General features: G+C 53.3%; 9 protein-coding genes. 2 read left to right on the forward strand and 7 right to left on the reverse strand.

Features of this window, described 5'->3' with window-relative positions:
* Window positions 1-375 precede the first annotated feature (375 nt).
* From EJP87_RS06635 to EJP87_RS06650, 4 genes are all read right to left on the reverse strand, one after another.
* Window positions 376-1,083 carry a response regulator gene (locus tag EJP87_RS06635; RefSeq protein ID WP_227657495.1) on the reverse strand — a complete coding sequence of 236 codons (708 nt, stop codon included), beginning with the start codon at window positions 1,081-1,083 and terminating at the stop codon, window positions 376-378.
* Window positions 1,080-3,047, reverse strand: a complete 1,968-nt coding sequence (locus tag EJP87_RS06640) for a DUF4118 domain-containing protein (protein WP_130471076.1) — start codon at window positions 3,045-3,047, stop codon at window positions 1,080-1,082. The genes EJP87_RS06635 and EJP87_RS06640 overlap by 4 nt, the downstream gene beginning before the upstream one ends.
* Window positions 3,048-3,277: 230 nt before the next feature.
* Window positions 3,278-5,176 (reverse strand): potassium transporter Kup, encoded by a 1,899-nt coding sequence (locus EJP87_RS06645; protein ID WP_130471077.1) that lies wholly within the window; start codon window positions 5,174-5,176, stop codon window positions 3,278-3,280.
* A 109-nt stretch (window positions 5,177-5,285) separates the two neighbouring features.
* The gene (locus EJP87_RS06650; RefSeq protein WP_193771195.1) at window positions 5,286-6,290 is read right to left on the reverse strand and encodes a lysylphosphatidylglycerol synthase transmembrane domain-containing protein; all 1,005 of its coding nucleotides are present in this window, start codon (window positions 6,288-6,290) and stop codon (window positions 5,286-5,288) included.
* A gap of 183 nt (window positions 6,291-6,473) precedes the next feature.
* On the opposite strand from EJP87_RS06650, the gene EJP87_RS06655 reads away from it, so the two are divergent.
* Complete coding sequence (locus EJP87_RS06655) at window positions 6,474-8,999, forward strand: ATP-binding protein (RefSeq protein WP_130471079.1); 2,526 nt, start codon at window positions 6,474-6,476, stop codon at window positions 8,997-8,999.
* Between the two features lie 169 nt (window positions 9,000-9,168).
* Window positions 9,169-10,857 carry a phage terminase large subunit gene (gene terL, locus EJP87_RS06660; RefSeq protein ID WP_130471080.1) on the forward strand — a complete coding sequence of 563 codons (1,689 nt, stop codon included), beginning with the start codon at window positions 9,169-9,171 and terminating at the stop codon, window positions 10,855-10,857.
* A 33-nt stretch (window positions 10,858-10,890) separates the two neighbouring features.
* Here terL and EJP87_RS06665 read toward each other — a convergent pair whose 3' ends face one another.
* From EJP87_RS06665 to tkt, 3 genes are all read right to left on the reverse strand, one after another.
* Window positions 10,891-13,227 carry a hybrid sensor histidine kinase/response regulator gene (locus EJP87_RS06665; protein WP_193771196.1) on the reverse strand — a complete coding sequence of 779 codons (2,337 nt, stop codon included), beginning with the start codon at window positions 13,225-13,227 and terminating at the stop codon, window positions 10,891-10,893.
* A 4-nt stretch (window positions 13,228-13,231) separates the two neighbouring features.
* Window positions 13,232-14,086, reverse strand: coding sequence for a phosphate/phosphite/phosphonate ABC transporter substrate-binding protein (locus tag EJP87_RS06670; RefSeq protein WP_130471082.1), 855 nt, complete (start codon window positions 14,084-14,086; stop codon window positions 13,232-13,234).
* A gap of 194 nt (window positions 14,087-14,280) precedes the next feature.
* A partial coding sequence (gene tkt, locus EJP87_RS06675; protein ID WP_130471083.1) for a transketolase occupies window positions 14,281-16,170 on the reverse strand: 1,890 nt, incomplete at its 5' end.

Here is a 16,170-nt window from a genome sequence, read left to right on the forward strand (position 1 = left end):
GTAACAAAAATCACCGTTGAGTCGGGTCCATCTCACGGTAGAAGAGCAATTGCGGTAGGGGCTTTTTGAGGAGACCCTAAATAGATGTTATAACCGTAAAAAGAGGCTTGGGACAGGGGTTCGCGTTCGGCCAGCTTATAAGCCCCACACGTAACGGCTTAAGTTAATGGCATTGAGGTGCCCTCCCTGGACCCCCAGTTGTTTTTGGATGCTGAATAGTTAAGTTGTTTGCTTTCGGGACAGAAAAAGAGCGAGCTGGGATCTCTGTCCCGCTCCTTTTTATGCACTCTGCCCTGCAGCTTCGCCGCGCAATCTCTGTTCATTTTCTGGCAGGGTGGCATGACCTTCCATAGGAGTTGCGTTTGTCGCAACCTCTCAGGAGAGTATCAAACGATAACCTACTCCCGATTCTGTCAAAATATGGTGAGGGACATTTGGATCCTCCTCCAGTTTGCGACGCAAATTGGACATGTATACACGCAGATAATGAGTGTTTTCGCTTTGATTTGGACCCCACACATCGCGCAGCAGAGTGCGATGGGTCAACACACGACCGGCATTGGCAACCAGTTGTGCCAGTAAACGATATTCAATGGCTGTCAAATGCACCGCCTTGCCATCCCGACTGACCAGTCGCTGGGCCAGATTAACTTCGACTGCACCAAAGCGAACGATGGCTGACTCTTCACCATGATGACGCAGGGAGCGACGCAACAACGCCCGCACGCGCGCCATCAATTCAGGGACACCGAATGGCTTGGTCAGATAATCATCCGCACCGGCATCCAGAGCTGTCACTTTGTCATTTTCCTCGACGCGAGCGGAAAGAATCAAAACCGGTAATTGCGACCAGGTGCGCAGATCACGAATGAGATCGATTCCATCACAATCAGGCAATCCCAAATCGATAATGACCAAATCAGGTCGCCGTGTGGCCAGATCTATCAAACCACGAGCCCCATTTTCCGCTTCCACCACCACATATTGTTCAGCTTCCAAGGCAGTACGCACAAAGCGGCGAATGTGTGGTTCATCCTCAATCACCACCACGGTGATGGGAGTGGTGGTCAATCCCTCATTCATTCCTGTTCCTCCGGGATGGTTGGTGGTTCTCCTGCGGGTAGGCGAATAGTAAAGCAGGCTCCCCCATCTGGTCGGTTTTTGGCACTGACGGTACCGCCATGGGCTTCGATAATGGTGCGGACGATGGCCAATCCCAAGCCAAATCCGGCACTACTTGCCTCGGTTTTACCACGAGTAAATTTATCAAAAATTTTCTCTTCCATACCGCTGGGCAGGCCCGGACCATCATCACAGAAGAGAATGATGATCTGGTTATCTGCATGATGGGCGGAAAGATGCAGCAGCGTTCCTGGTGGGGTATGTTTGGCGCCGTTTTCCAGCAAATTGTTAAAGACCCGCTCCATCAGCACACTGTCCAGTTGCAACAGAGGTAAATCGACTGGCAGATCGATGGACACGCGATGACGAGCCAGAATAGTGGCACAATCACCCATAGAGACACCGATCACCTCTTCCAGAGTTTGCCAGTGGCGATTCAAGGTAAAGTTGCCCATTTGCATGCGTGCCATATCCAACAGGTTGTTGGCCATGGTTACAGTGCGGGCGGCCTCCTCGCGTATGGCTTTGGCCAGACCGACATGCGGCTCCTGCAAAGAGGGCTTGGCCAGACAGAGAGCCTCACTCAGTCCGGTAATAATGGTCATCGGTGTGCGCAGATCATGGGAGATGGCAGAGAGCAGGGAGTTGCGCAGACGCTCTGCCGACATGGTCAATTGGGTTTGTTGTGACAACTCAACATAATGAAGCCGTTCCAGAGAGATAGCCAGCAAAGAGGTGCTGGTTTCCAAAAGCTGTTTTTGCTCCAAAGAGAATTGCCGTAGAGGCTCTTCGGTTTGTACGACCAAAACCCCACAAATACGTGTTGGTGCTTTGAGTGGCAGGAACAACAGGTGAGAGGCCGAGAGGGTATCCATATCCCAACCGCTCTGTTCACCCAGAGCAAAGCAACGCTGCGCCGTTTCATAATGAGTCGCAAGCAAGGTGGTGGAGTGTGGAGTGACCGGTTGCAGACGCTCCTGTGCATCTGGAAGCAACAGGGTGATGGCCGCCTTGCAGCCTTGCTGCATAAATTGCTGGCAAATGGCGAGCATCTGCTGCACATTCATGGCGCTGGTCAGTTGACGAGCCATTTCATACAGTGCCCGCATGTGCGTTTCACGCTGATTGGCTACCAGAGCCTGCCACTGCAGTGAGGCGGTCAATTGCCCGACAACCAGAGCAACAGTGAGCATGATGGCAAAAGTGACCAGATGCTGGGTGTCATGTACGGCAAAGGTGAAACGAGGCGGAACAAAAAAATAATCAAAAGAGGCCACGGAGAGAAAGGCTGCCAACATGGCCGCACCACGGCCAAAACGGATGGCAGTAAGAAGCACAGCCAACAGAAAAATCATGACCAGGTTGGCCAGATCCAAATGTTCATAAAAAGGCGCAATAGATCCGGTAACAATAGCCACCACGATCAGGGCCATGGCATAGGCCAGCCAGCGGTTGTTGTGCGCTTGCCAGTGGGGAATCATGCGGGATAATAAAGTCAAAGAGCTTTCTGTACTGCGCGCCAGTTGCAGCAGTTCCAGATCAGGAGCCTGACGGGCAATACGTTCTGCAAAACCATGTTGCCAAGGCAAGCGCCGGTAACGGTCGCGTCCGACCAGCAATGTCCCCAGATGGTGTTGTCGGGCATAGGCAATGGCCACACTGACCGCATCTCGTCCGTAAGGATTGGCTGTCTGGGCTCCCAATTGGCGGGCGGTGGCCAAGGTTTGTTGAATACGCGAACGGACCGGTTCTGGCAGCCATTGGCTGGCAGGAGTTTCAATGGCAATAGCGTGCCAGGGAGCGCCGGTCTGACTGGCACGGCGGGCAGCGCGTTCAATCAACCGTTCGCTGTCTGGTCCCGGACCAATACAGACCAGGACTGCTTCCCGGAGTTGCCATTGACTGGCAGGGGCAGGATCATTCATGGCAGCGCGTGCTTTTCAGGCGGGTTGTCCCAGAAGGATGAGGTGCTTTGGATCCAGAGCGGGCTTGCTGGAGCTGGCAGTGCTCCGTTGGCGCAAGCAGCATGTTGCCGCAGTTATGGAAAAAATTGCAAGTCTTCTTGTGGTTTGCCAAAGCAAAGATGCACTGCAGATGCTTGTGCAGCACAAGCATCTGCAATCATGCTGAGAGGGTAATGCGACTGTCGCCATCATTACAAGATGACACGCGCTCCCATCTCCACAACCCGGTGTGCAGGCAAACGAAACCAGGAGGCGGCATTGCTGGCGTTGCGTTGCATCCAGAGGAACATATGAATTCTCCAAAGCGGCAAGCCATTACGAGACTGTTCCGCAAAAAAGGCAGTACGGCCCAGGAAGAACGAGGTCTCATCGGGGTTGGACCAATCCTGGAACAAACGGCTATGTTGCAGAGCACGTGGAATATCGGGTGTTTCGGTGAAACCGAAGCGAACCGTCAGATGGTGAAAGCCATTACCCAGATCTTTTTCCAGTACACGCTGTTCCTGACCCAGATGGGGAGTGTCGAGAAAACGGATGGTCAGAATGGCCACAGTTTCATGGATGACCCAGTGGTGTTGAAGATTTTGTACCAAAGGTTGTGGCGCCATGGTGCCATTGGTACTCAAATAGATGCCGACACCTGGCGAACGGGGTACGGGATCATTGGCCACTTGACGCAGAAAGGGCTCCAGGGGGATTTCCACTTTCTTGATAGCGTGACGACAGAGTTCAGTGCCCCGTTTCCAGGTGGACATAAGCAGGAAAATAAAGCTGCCGAGCAACAAGGGAAACCAACCGCCGTCGGGAATTTTGAGGGCATTGGCGGCAAAAAAGAGCACGTCGAAGAGCAGGAAAAAGAGGGTAGAAGCGATGGTTAAAGCCAGGCTCCAGCCAAACATGGTACGCAGTACGACTCCGAAGGCGATAGTGGTATCGATGACCATGGCGCCAGTAACCGCAATACCATAAGCAGAGGCAAGATTGCTGCTGCTGCGAAAACCAAAGACCAGAATCAATACGGCAACCAGCAGAATCCAGTTGATGGTGGGTACATAAATTTGACCTTCCTCTTCCGAAGAGGTGTGGATCACCTCCATGCGCGGCAGAAAGCCTAACTGCATGGCTTGGCGGGCTGCGGAAAAGGCGCCCGAAATGACCGCCTGCGAGGCAATGACAGTGGCTGCAGTAGCCATACCCACCAGGGGATAGAGCCCCCAACTGGGAGCAAGCAGATAGAAGGGATTTTTGGCCATTTGTGGATCATCCAGGATCAAACCACCCTGACCAAAATAGTTGAGCACTAAAGCGGGAAAGACCAGAAACAGCCAAGCAAGTTGAATCGGTCGACAACCAAAGTGCCCCATATCGGCATAGAGAGCTTCGGCGCCGGTAACGGAAAGAAAGACGGCTCCCAAGACCAGGAATGCCTGTCCGCGATGTTCCAGAAAAAAATCAAGAGCATGCCGAGGATCGATGGCGCCGAGGATTTGTGGATGTTTGAGAATGCCATAAATGCCCAGGAGAGCCAGTGCAGAAAACCACAGCAACATGATCGGACCAAACATGGCACCCACTCCAGCGGTGCCTCGGCGCTGTACGAGAAACAGAATCAGGAGGATGATCACGGTAACCGGGACGACGACCGGTTGCAATACAGGTGTCGCCAGCTCCAACCCTTCGACGGCGGAAAGAACAGAGATAGCCGGGGTGATGACACCATCGCCAAAAAAGAGCGCCAAACCGCAGATACCAAGAAAGTTGATCAGGATGCGCCAAAGCGGTGTGGCAAATGGGGAGCGTAGCGCCAGAGCAGTCAAGGCCATGATTCCGCCTTCCCCTTTATTGTCGGCGCGCATGATAAACAGCACATATTTGATGGTGATGACAATCAGCAGCGACCAGAGGATCATGGAAATGATGCCGAAGACATCCCCCGCAGAGGGCAACCCTCCATGCCCGCTGATGGCAGCAAGAGATTCTTTAACAGCATAGAGAGGGCTGGTACCGATATCACCGAACACAACTCCCAGTGCTCCGATGACCAATGCTGACATATTGTGTTTGTGTGCATCTGTGTGAACTGCGGACATGCTCTTTTTTCCTGGAAATGGCTGGATGCAACCCCTCTCAAACCGGATACTCTAGAGCATGCGAAGGAAAAATAGTGTCAATAGTGGGTGGATTAATATAAAAAAATTATCAAGAAGATGTGGGTGGTCGATAATTGAGATAGACCCAGAGGCCGGGTAAGCTGGCAAGCATTTGCAGCACACGGTTAATCAGGAAAGGGGTGCCGAGTGCATTCACGGCAGAATCTGGTTGCAACCATTGACAGATTTGTGCAAAAGCAGCCTCCCCGACACCCAGGCCTCCTGGTGAGACAGGCAACAAATTGGCAATCCAGGCGATGGGGGCGGCAAGAAAAAAATGGTCACCTGTAGAGGACAACAGGCCCAGATGGCGCGCAATCCAGATCAAGGCGATGATTTCCAGGCTTTGTGCCAGAACAGAGACCATTATGGCGGCCAGCAGAGAGCGTTTATGTTGCCAGAAGGAGTGGGCAGCTTGTCCGAGTTGGGTCAGGAGGAGGGTGGGTCGGGACAAAGGGCGGGCAGTGCTGTTCTCTGAGGAGTTGGCAGCAGATAGCGGCAAGCGCTTCATGCCCCAAAAAAACAATGCTGCCAGCAAAGGTGCGCCCACAACAGTGAGTAGCAGTGAAAGCAGCAGAATACGGCCTGGCAATTGCGCCAGCACGGTGGACAGATTGGCCAGGGCCGCGAGCAGAGCCAGCAGGAACATGGCATAGAGACCACTCACCCGGTCGGCGAGGATGGTCAGAATGGCGGCACTTTTTTGTTGCGCGCTGCTGTGCCGGAGCAGATAGGCCATGCGCAAGGCATCACCTCCTACCGAACCGGGAACCAGCAAATTAAAACAAAAGGTCAGATAGGTCATGGCATGGCTCCAGGCAAATGGAAAAATGATGGCCTGGCTGCGCAATAATATCTGCCAACGCACCGCACCCAGGGAGATCATTGCCAGGTTGCAGGCAAGCACCACCAGCAACAATTGCGGTTGCCAGGTGAAGTTTTGCAGGAGTGTTGGATCCAAAATTCCCTGCTGCCACAATAGGTAGATCATGCCTGCCGCTACTGTCGCTTTGCCGATTGCCAAGAGTCGCGGGCGCCATGCTGTACTCACCATGGAGGGGTATATCCTTATATCATGAGAAATCAGTGTGTTGAGCCGATCTTTTATCCGCAAACGGGAGTAGATTTTTCCCATATGCTTGCAGTACAATCAGGACATGAGAGTGGCAACCGTTTTGCAAAATGAAAGAGTCGTTTCTTATTATCCCCGTCCGTTGCCCTATCGGGATGGATTGTTATGACCAACTATGCCCATCGCCCTTTGTTAATGCAATGGATCCTGCTCGGTGCCATGACGCTGTTGACTGGTGCTTTGCTGGGCTTTGATCGTTTTCAGGATTATGCCGCCCTGAACCGTTTGGAACAGGAGCGCCTGCAGGCACAACTGCGCGTCATCCAGGAAAATACCACCTCCTTGTTGCGTACAGCAGGTACCATTCTGCAAAGAATACAAAATGATGTGGCAGATCATCCGTTGTCTCCAACCACCACCGCCAGCCAAATCAAACAGTGGGAAGCCTATTCAGTTATTCCCGGTATTCGGGCTTTGTTGGTCGTGGATGCCAATGGTGTTGTTCATTATTCCAACCATGCGGAACTGTTGCATATTAATGTCAATGATCGTGCCTTTTTTCGCACTCCGCGCCAGCAACCAGAACGACAGCGCCTCTATCTCTCGCCGCCCTTTCGCTCGCGTATCGACAAGCAGATTTTTATCATGCATCTGTCGCAAGCTCTGTTGACTGCAAAAGGAGAGTTTGCCGGTGTGGTGGCCATCGCTTTGGAGCCAGACTATTTTCGTGTTCTGCTGCAATCGGTGCTGTATGCAGCAGATATGCAGGCAGCCATTGTGCATGGCGACGGTCATCTCTTTTTGCAGGTTCCAGAGCGAGAGGCCCATCTGCAAGAGGGCGAGGTGATTTTGTCGGGAGCTTTTGCCCAGCCAGGCCAATTGTGGCAACAGTGGCAAAATAGCACTCAACCAGCAGCAACAGGAGAAAACAGACGGCTCGGCATGGCTGAACCAATCCAGCCTGCCGAGTTGCAGTTGGACAAACCGCTTTGGGTTGCAGTCAGCCGGTTGAGCGAAGTGGTACTGGAAGATTGGTACTGGGATGCACAAATATTTGCTGGATTGTTTTTCCTGAGTGTGTTGCTGATAGCGGTTGGTCTTTTTTATTCGCAACAAAAAATGCGCTTGGTACATGCCCAGGCCGGGGCTGCCGAAGCGGCATTGCGCAAAAGCGATGCCCAACAGCAGGCCATTCTCAATCATGCTCCGGCGGTCATCTTCATGAAAGATCTGCGCGGCAACTATCTGATGATCAACCGTCGTTGTGAAGAGTGGTTGGGTATCAATAATCATAGCATATGGGGCAAGAACGACACAGAGCTGTTTCCTGCGGAGGTAGCCAGTGCATTGCGGGCCAGTGATCAAGAGGTGTTGCGTCATGGCACCGTGATGGTCGAAGAGAGGGTACCGACGCGCGAGGGAGAGCGTATTGTTTTGGCCAACAAATTTGTGTTGCGTGAAAGTGATGGACGTCCCTATGCCATCTGCGGAATTGTTACCGATATTAGCGAACGCAAGGAGGCGGAAGAGCAGTTGCGTCTTGCCAAAGAAGAGGCGCTGCGGGCCAATCGCAGCAAATCGCTCTTTTTGGCGGCCATGAGTCATGAAATTCGTACCCCCATGCACGCCATTATCGGCATGGGTGATACCTTGCTGGAAACCTCTTTGGATGCCGAGCAGCGTCGTTGCCTGCATATTATTCTCAATGCTGGCAACATGCTGATGGGGTTGATCAACGATATTTTGGATCTTTCCAAAATCGAGGCGGGACAGTTGGAGGTGGAACAGCACCCCCTGGATTTGCCGAGACTGGTCTATGAGGTGGAAGAGGTGATGCGCGGGGCCATCATGGATCGCGGACTCGCTTTTCATGTGCATTTGGCCGATAATATTCCAAAAATGGTGCGCGGTGATGGACAACGGCTGCGTCAGCTTTTGTTCAATCTGTTGGATAATGCGCGCAAATTTACGCGGCAGGGCTCCATTGAGTTGATGGTCTGTTGTCTGGCCGAGCAGCAAATCCAATTTACTGTCACCGATACGGGTATGGGTATTGGCGAGGAGCGCCTGCAGGAAATTTTTGAGCCATTTGTTCAGGTGGAAAGGGATGCCCAAGGCCGTCTGGGTGGTGTTGGTTTGGGATTGTCCATCTGTCGGCAACTGGTTGCACTGATGGGTGGCGAGATTGAGGTTGCCAGCCGCCTGGGTGTGGGTACCACCTTTACGGTCGTTTTGCCCATGGAGAGGCTTTCGGAGATGGAGAGTCTGCCCTCTCCTTTGCCTCATGAAACAACTGTCATGGCAGTAACAGCGGGATTGCATATCTTGGCGGTGGATGATGCGGAAGATAATTTGCGTTTACTGGAGGCGTTTTTGAAACGCACAGCACACCGTCTGAGCACCGCCATGGATGGCGCTGCCGGTTTGGCCAAGTTTCAATCTTCCCATTATGATTTGGTGCTCATGGATATCCAAATGCCGGTCATGGATGGCTATCAGGCAACCCGTTCCATGCGTGAATGGGAGGCTACACAGGGCCATGCTCCGACTCCCATTATTGCTTTTACTGCCCATGCCATGAAAGAGGTCTCCGAGCAGGTGCTGGCTGCTGGTTGTAATGCTGTATTGACCAAACCGCTGCGTAAACAAGGTTTGCTGGATATGCTGGAACGTTTTCACAAAGTAGCCTGAGTTGTATATCATGGACTTGAATAGGCAAAAATAGAGTTGAAATCCTTCATATTATAATTATTGGAATCCTGTGGTATAATAGCGCCCTATGCCAACCTCTTGTGCCGTATCAAGAGAGAGAGGGCTTTTCATCGACCAACCCGGTGCAACCGGGTGAGTAGGAGCTACTATGACCACGACTCTACCTGTCAAACGCTTTCGCAGCGAATTGGCTGCTTTGGCTACCCGCCTGCGCCAACACAGTGAAGACGAAGCTATCGGCTTGAGCCGCGTTCCAGCAGATCGGCAACGCCGCCTGCAGCGTGCCAAACGGGAATTTCGCTTTTTTGCCAAAACCTATTTTCCCCACTATATCTCCCCCCATGACAGCCAGTTGCACACCTATCTGTACAAACGTCTGCCCAAACTGCTGCACAGTCAGCGCCGTGGGGTCAAATTGGCCATTGCTGCCCCTCGTGGTGAAGCCAAGTCGACTCTGGTGACGCAAATTTTTACCCTGTGGTGTGCGATAACCGGCAGTCGTCGCTATATACCGATTATTATGGATTCGCAACATCAGGCAGCAGCCATGCTGGAAGCGATCAAGGCCGAGTTGTTGGGCAACCGTCGTCTGGCCCTTGATTTTCCCGAAGCGTGTGGTTGCGGTCCGGTGTGGAAAGCCGGGGTCATGGTCACAACCAGTGGTACCAAGATTCAGGCTTTTGGTTCCGGGAGACGGATGCGTGGGTTGCGCCATGGCAATTTTCGTCCGGATATGGTGATTTGCGACGATCTGGAAAATGATGTCAACGTGCGCAGCCGACAACAACGCGATCAATTGGAAGAGTGGTTGCGCAGTACCGTTCTCAAATTGGGGGCGGCAGATGATTCCATGGATCTGCTGCTGGTGGGCACGGTGTTGCACAGCGACTCACTATTGGCGCGCCTGTTACGCAATCCTTTGTGGGAGAGCAAACGCTTTCAAGCTATTATAGAGTGGCCTCGGAATATGGCTTTGTGGGAGCACTGGCAAAATTGTTTGTTGCAGGAGGGGGAGCAGGCCGCAGATCACTTTTTTCAGCAGCATCGCCAACAGATGGAGGAGGGGGCTCTCCTCTCCTGGCCCAAGGTGCGCAGCCTGGAAGCGTTGATGAAAATACGTCTGCGCGATGGCAGTGCCGCTTTTGCAGCCGAGTTGCAAAATCAACCGTTGAGCGAACAGGCCATTTTTCAAAAAATCCACTATTGGAGTGAACAAAACCCTGCCTGGCTCTTTTTTGGGGCTGTTGATCCCTCTCTGGGCAAATCGGGGGGCAAAGGGGATCCTTCGGCCATTCTGGTGGGTGGTTTTGATCGGGCGACCGGGATTCTTGATCTGGTGGAGGCTGATATTTGCACACGTCTTCCCGATCGGATCATCAGCGATGTCATGGAGTACCAGGCGCGTTATAATTGCCGACTCTGGGTTGTCGAGGCGATTCAATTTCAGGAATTTTTCAAGGATGAGCTGATTCGTCGCTCGGCCCAACAGGGAGTGCCCGTGCCGGCACAGGGCAGCAAACCCTCGCGGGATAAGGGGTTGCGTATCAGCAGTTTGCAACCCCATGTGGCCAATGGTTTGATTCGTTTTCATAGCAAACAGATCACTTTGTTGGAGCAGCTTCGCCGTTGGGGCGAAGGTACAGGGGAGCATGATGATGGTCCCGATGCCTTGGAGATGTTGTGGCGATCAGTACAAGAAAACCTGCCGACCATGGGTGAGGTGCGTTCTTTGGGCAAGCGTTTGAGTCAGAACATGGCCACTCCTGCGGCAGCCGATCAGCAACGGGGCAGTCAGTGGGGTGGCGCGGATGGGCGTTTGGATCTGGGAGGTTTTTGAGCGGCTCAGTTATTGTTTGGCAGCCACTATAGCTCAGGAGGGAGAGGCGATTGCTCTGGCAGATGTTGTGGAGGCAGCCGGTGTTGAGAGTGTTGGGGCATCTGTTGCGGAGGAGGTACTGAATTGTCTGAGAATGTCCAATAAATGCTTTTTCTTGAGTGGTTTGGTCAAATGCAGTTGACAACCCGCCTCCTGGCTGCGTTTGGCCTCTCCCTCCAGAGCATGGGCAGTCAAGGCAATAATCGGACAGGTCGGCTGCCCGTGCTCTTTTTCCCAGAGGCGAATCTGCCGGGTAGCCGTATAGCCATCCATGATCGGCATTTGAATATCCATCAAAATCAGATCATAAGAGTGTTGCTGCACCAATGCCACTGCTTCGGCACCATTGTGCGCCAGGGTCAGTTGATGCGATGTCTCCTTCAGGAAGGCGCGAAGCAGGAGTTGATTTTCTTCCATATCCTCCACCAGAAGAATGGATAACGCTGCAGAGTGGCCAGGCAGCACTGCTGGGATATTGGTATTGGGCGGGGTAGTGCGCAATGACAGGGCAGGGAGGGGGATAACCGGCAGTTGTATGCGAAAACAACTTCCTTGACCCGGCTGGCTTTCCACAGCAATAGTGCCCCCCAGCAAGGTGATCAATCTGCGGGTGATGGCCAAACCCAAACCACTGCCACCATGGCGACGGGTCATCCCGGAGTCCAACTGGGTGAAGGGGGCAAATATCCTCTGCAGCTCTTGCTCGGGAATGCCCATACCGGTATCGGTAATGGTAAAATGGAGCTTTTGTTCTGTTGTGGCATAGCGACATTGCAAAAGAACAGAGCCCTGATCGGTAAATTTGACTGCATTGCCCAGCAGGTTAAACAATATCTGTTGCAGACGCAGACGGTCGCTGCTGATCAGCAGCGGTGTGCTCGCATCAATCTCACAGCGCAATGTCAAACCCTTGTTATTGGCCACAACCTGCAACAGAGCCACCACCTCATGCAGCAGATCTGGCAACTGCAGTGGTTCAGATTGTATCTGCAGTTGACCCGCTTCCATTTGACTGAGATCGAGAATGCGGTTGAGCAGATCCAGCAGATTTTGTCCGGCATTTTGCAATTTATTCACATAGCCGCGTTGCAGATCATTCAATGGGGTTTCCAAAAGCAGATCCCCCATACCGATCACCACGTGCATCGGGGTGCGGATTTCATGGCTCATGGTTGCCAAAAACTCTCCCTTGGCACGATTGGCTGCTTCTGCTTGTTGCCGGGCTTCCAGGAGGGTTTGCCAGCGTTGACGCTCCTGGCTTTGGTCACGAAAGAGCATCACTACCCCCAAAGGTGCAGCATCGGCCTGCATGCGAATGGGGGCGGCGATACCGGCAATGGGATATTCCCTGTTTTGGTGGGTACGTAACAGGGTTTGCGCCGGCAAAAGCATGGTTTGTCGGCTGTGCAGTACATGCAGCAATGGATTATCCAACTCTTCTCGACTGTTGGCATCGAGCAGACGCACCAGTTGACGCAGCGATTGGCCAATGGCCGTTTCAGCCTGCCAACCAAGCAGGCGGGCAGCCTCTTTATTCAAAAAGGTGATGGCGCCGCGCTGGTCGCTGATAATCACCCCATCGGCAATAGAGGCCAATGTGACCTGCAAAAACTCTTTTTCCTGCAACAAGGCGGTACGAGCATTTTGCAGGGCATCGGCCATGCTGTTAAATCCCTGCATCAACTGCTGTATTTCTGGGCTGCCATGCACCGGCAAACGGGCCGATAATATTCCTTGGGCCATCTGTTGACTGCCCATGACCACCATTTGCAAGGGGCGCAAACCAGCATGCAACACCAGCCAGATGCCAATAAAGTCCAGCAACACCACCAAAGCGATGACAATCAGATGATCCCAAAAACTCTCCCAAGCGCGATTGATAGCCTGATTGGGGCTGAGTTCGATCTGTAAACGACCATAATAACGGCCACCGATCATAAAATCATGAGAACCGATAAGATTGCCCATGCCAAGCCAGTCATGAAACCAGGAGGGGGCAGCATGGGGTGTGGGGGGTTTGCTGGCTTCCACGACGGCATCGCTGCGATCCTGAAAGCGCAGATGCAGCACATCAGGATGAGAAAGATAGCGGTGCAAGGTTTGCTGCAGAGCTGCATAATCACCTACCACCAATATTTCCGCCATGGCCGCCGGCAGCGTTTGCTGTGACGCTTGAAGAAAATATTCTTGCGCCTGTTTTTCTTCCAAGGCATCGCGCGCAGTGGTCGTATAGAGCAAAAAAAGACTGCCAAAGAGCAGAGCAATAGTGGCTGTGAACAGCAGTCTGCCGGTAAAGGGGAGACGATCCCAAAATTTGGCCGGAGCGTTCATGATGTTATTCGATGTCAGCCACCAGAGTATTTTGGTAAAAATCGCTATAGTTACGATAATGTTCTTGGTTGGCTGGGATGAATCCATGGGGGGGCGGTTGTTTGATCACCTGGGCACTCTCCTGCAACACGCTCTCACCCTGTGTTGTGAGGTGCATCTCCGACAAAATTTTTTGTACCGAGCGGGCAACTTCTGGATCTACCCTGGGATGGACGGCAATCGGTAAATTTTCATAGGATTGTGACTGCCACAACACCCGGTATCGGAAGGATTCTCGATCGGCAAAATGGCGCATCACCTCTTCATTGACCCCGGCGGCGACCACTTTGCCTGCTTGCAGTTGCGCCATGATCCCCTCCTGATTGCCGCCAAACAGCGGTTGCACTCTGATGCCCGAGCGCAACAGATGATCCATCGGCAAGGCATAACCTACAAACGCGCCTCGTGAAGGAAAGCCCACTGGCGCATCTTGCAAATCGGTCAAGCTGTGGATCGGAGCATCCATGCGGGTGACAATTTGTCCGCTGATTGCGGTCGCACGCGGTTTCAAAATCACTTGATAGCCACTGCTGCGCAGACGTGGTTGAAAAATGGTGCTGGAATAGACAAAGTCATATTCCCCATGGGCGATGGCCTGATTGGATTCTGGCGCGGTTCGTGCCGTGCGCAGGATCAAGCGTATCCCGCTTTGTCGGGCAACATATTCCAGGATGGGATTCCAATATTGGGCGGTCAACAAGGCGCTGCGTTGTGCCAACACTCCAAAGGCATAATCCCGTTGCTGTTTTTGTGCGGGCACGATGCTGGGAAAGAAGAGAATGAGTGCCAACAACGGAATAAAGAACAACACCTGTCGCATCTTTGCAGACTCCTCGCACTCTGTATGCCACTTCCTTGGCCAGACATTTTCCAGTAAAGCAGTTGCAACTGGAAAAGCATGGCATATTATCAGGACGTTTGCAAGAGTTACTAATATTGCTTATTTATGGCGGCAGAATTTACTGCCGAGGAGCACGCTGGACAAGAGCTGGCGAGCGTTGCTGAGAAGGGCGACTAGGCAGAAGGGTTGAGCAGAGCGCGTGCTGTTTGGAGCACCTGTTCTACGGAAAAGCCGAACTGTTGGAGCAGCTCTGCGCCGGGGGCCGAGGCACCAAAATGGTCGATGGCGAGCACAGCGCCCTGATCGCCGGTCCAGCGATGCCAACCCATGGAGGAGCCGGCTTCAATGGCCAAACGTGGATGGGCGGGACCAAGGATCTGCCGCTGGTAAGCGGCTGATTGTTGGGTAAAGAGCTCCCAGGAGGGCATGGAGACCACACGCACTCTGCTGATTCCCTCTTCGCGCAAGGCATGGTGTGCTGCCAGAGCCAGATGGATCTCTGAACCGCTGGCCAGCAGTGTCAGTTGGGGCTCTTCGGGACAATCGACGAGAAGATAGGCACCCATGGCGACTCCCTGCGAGGCTGTCTGCTCTGGCAAGAGGGGCAGATTTTGTCGTGTCAGAATCAGTGCGGCAGGCCGCTGCAGAGCAATAGCCAGACGCCAGGCAGCAATGGTTTCAAAGGCATCGGCGGGGCGGAAAACCAGCAATCCGGGTATGGCACGCAGGGAGGCCAGATGCTCAATGGGTTGATGGGTGGGACCATCCTCGCCGACGGCGATACTGTCATGGGTCAACACATAGATGGTATGGCAGCCCATTAACGCAGAGAGACGGATGGCCCCCCGCATATAATCGGAGAAGACCAAAAAGGTGCCGCAATAGGGGATGATTCCCCCGTGCAGGGCCATGCCGTTGCTGATGGCTGCCATGGCATGTTCACGCACGCCGAAATGGATATTGCGCTCAGGCTGATTTTTCAACCAGGTATTGTTGGAGGGGGCCAGATCGGCAGATCCGCCCAACAAGGCCGGAAGATGGGGAGCGAGGGCGTTCAGCACCTCTCCAGAGACAACACGTGTGGCTTTGGCCTTACCATCGCGTGACAGCAGGGAGAGATCCTGCTGCCAATTGGCAGGCAAAACACCCGCCATTTGTTGTAAAAAGCGTTCGCTCAGTGGGGGAAAATTCCGCTGCATCTCTTGCAAAAGGTTGTGCCACTGCTGTTCTGCCGCCTCTCCGCGACTGACGATAGTGCGAAAATGGTCATACACGCCATCAGGGATGTGAAAAGAGGTGTCGGGCCATTGAAAATGGCGCCGGGTGGCCTGCAATGCCTCTTTGCCAAGCGGAGAACCATGTGCTGCAGCACTATCAGCCCGTGGTGAACCAAAGCCGATATGGGTGCGCACCATGATCAAGGAGGGATGCTCCCCATCTGCTTGCGCTTGACGGATGGCTGCCTCGATGGCCTCGAGATTTTCCCCATCCTCGACACGCAACACCTGCCAGCGATAGGCGGCAAAACGGGCGGCCACATCTTCGGTAAAGGTCAGATCGGTGCTGCCTTCGATACTGATCTGGTTGTCGTCATAGAGATAGATCAATTTGCCCAGGCCTAAATGTCCTGCCAAAGAGGCTGCCTCGGCAGTGATACCCTCCATCAAATCGCCATCGGAGACAATGGCATAGGTATAGTGATCCACCAATGGGGCATAACCCTCTTGGTTGAACTGCTGTGCCAGATGGCGTTCTGCCAAGGCCATCCCTACGCCCATGGCAAAACCTTGGCCCAGCGGACCGGTGGTTGCTTCCACTCCGGGAGTCACTCCATACTCTGGATGTCCGGGGGTGCGACTTTCCCATTGTCGGAAACGTCGCAACTCATCCAATCCCAGATCATAACCACTCAGGTGCAACAAGCCATATAAAAGTGCCGAGCCATGCCCAGCCGAGAGAATAAAACGATCGCGATTCAACCATTGGGGATTGGCTGGATGATGACGCATGATGCGATGCCAAAGGAGATATGCCATAGGGGCCGCTCCCAAGGGCATACCAGG

It is taken from the genome of Candidatus Magnetaquicoccus inordinatus, from assembly GCF_004217665.1.
In the GTDB taxonomy this organism is placed as follows: Bacteria; Pseudomonadota; Magnetococcia; order Magnetococcales; family Magnetaquicoccaceae; genus Magnetaquicoccus; species Magnetaquicoccus inordinatus.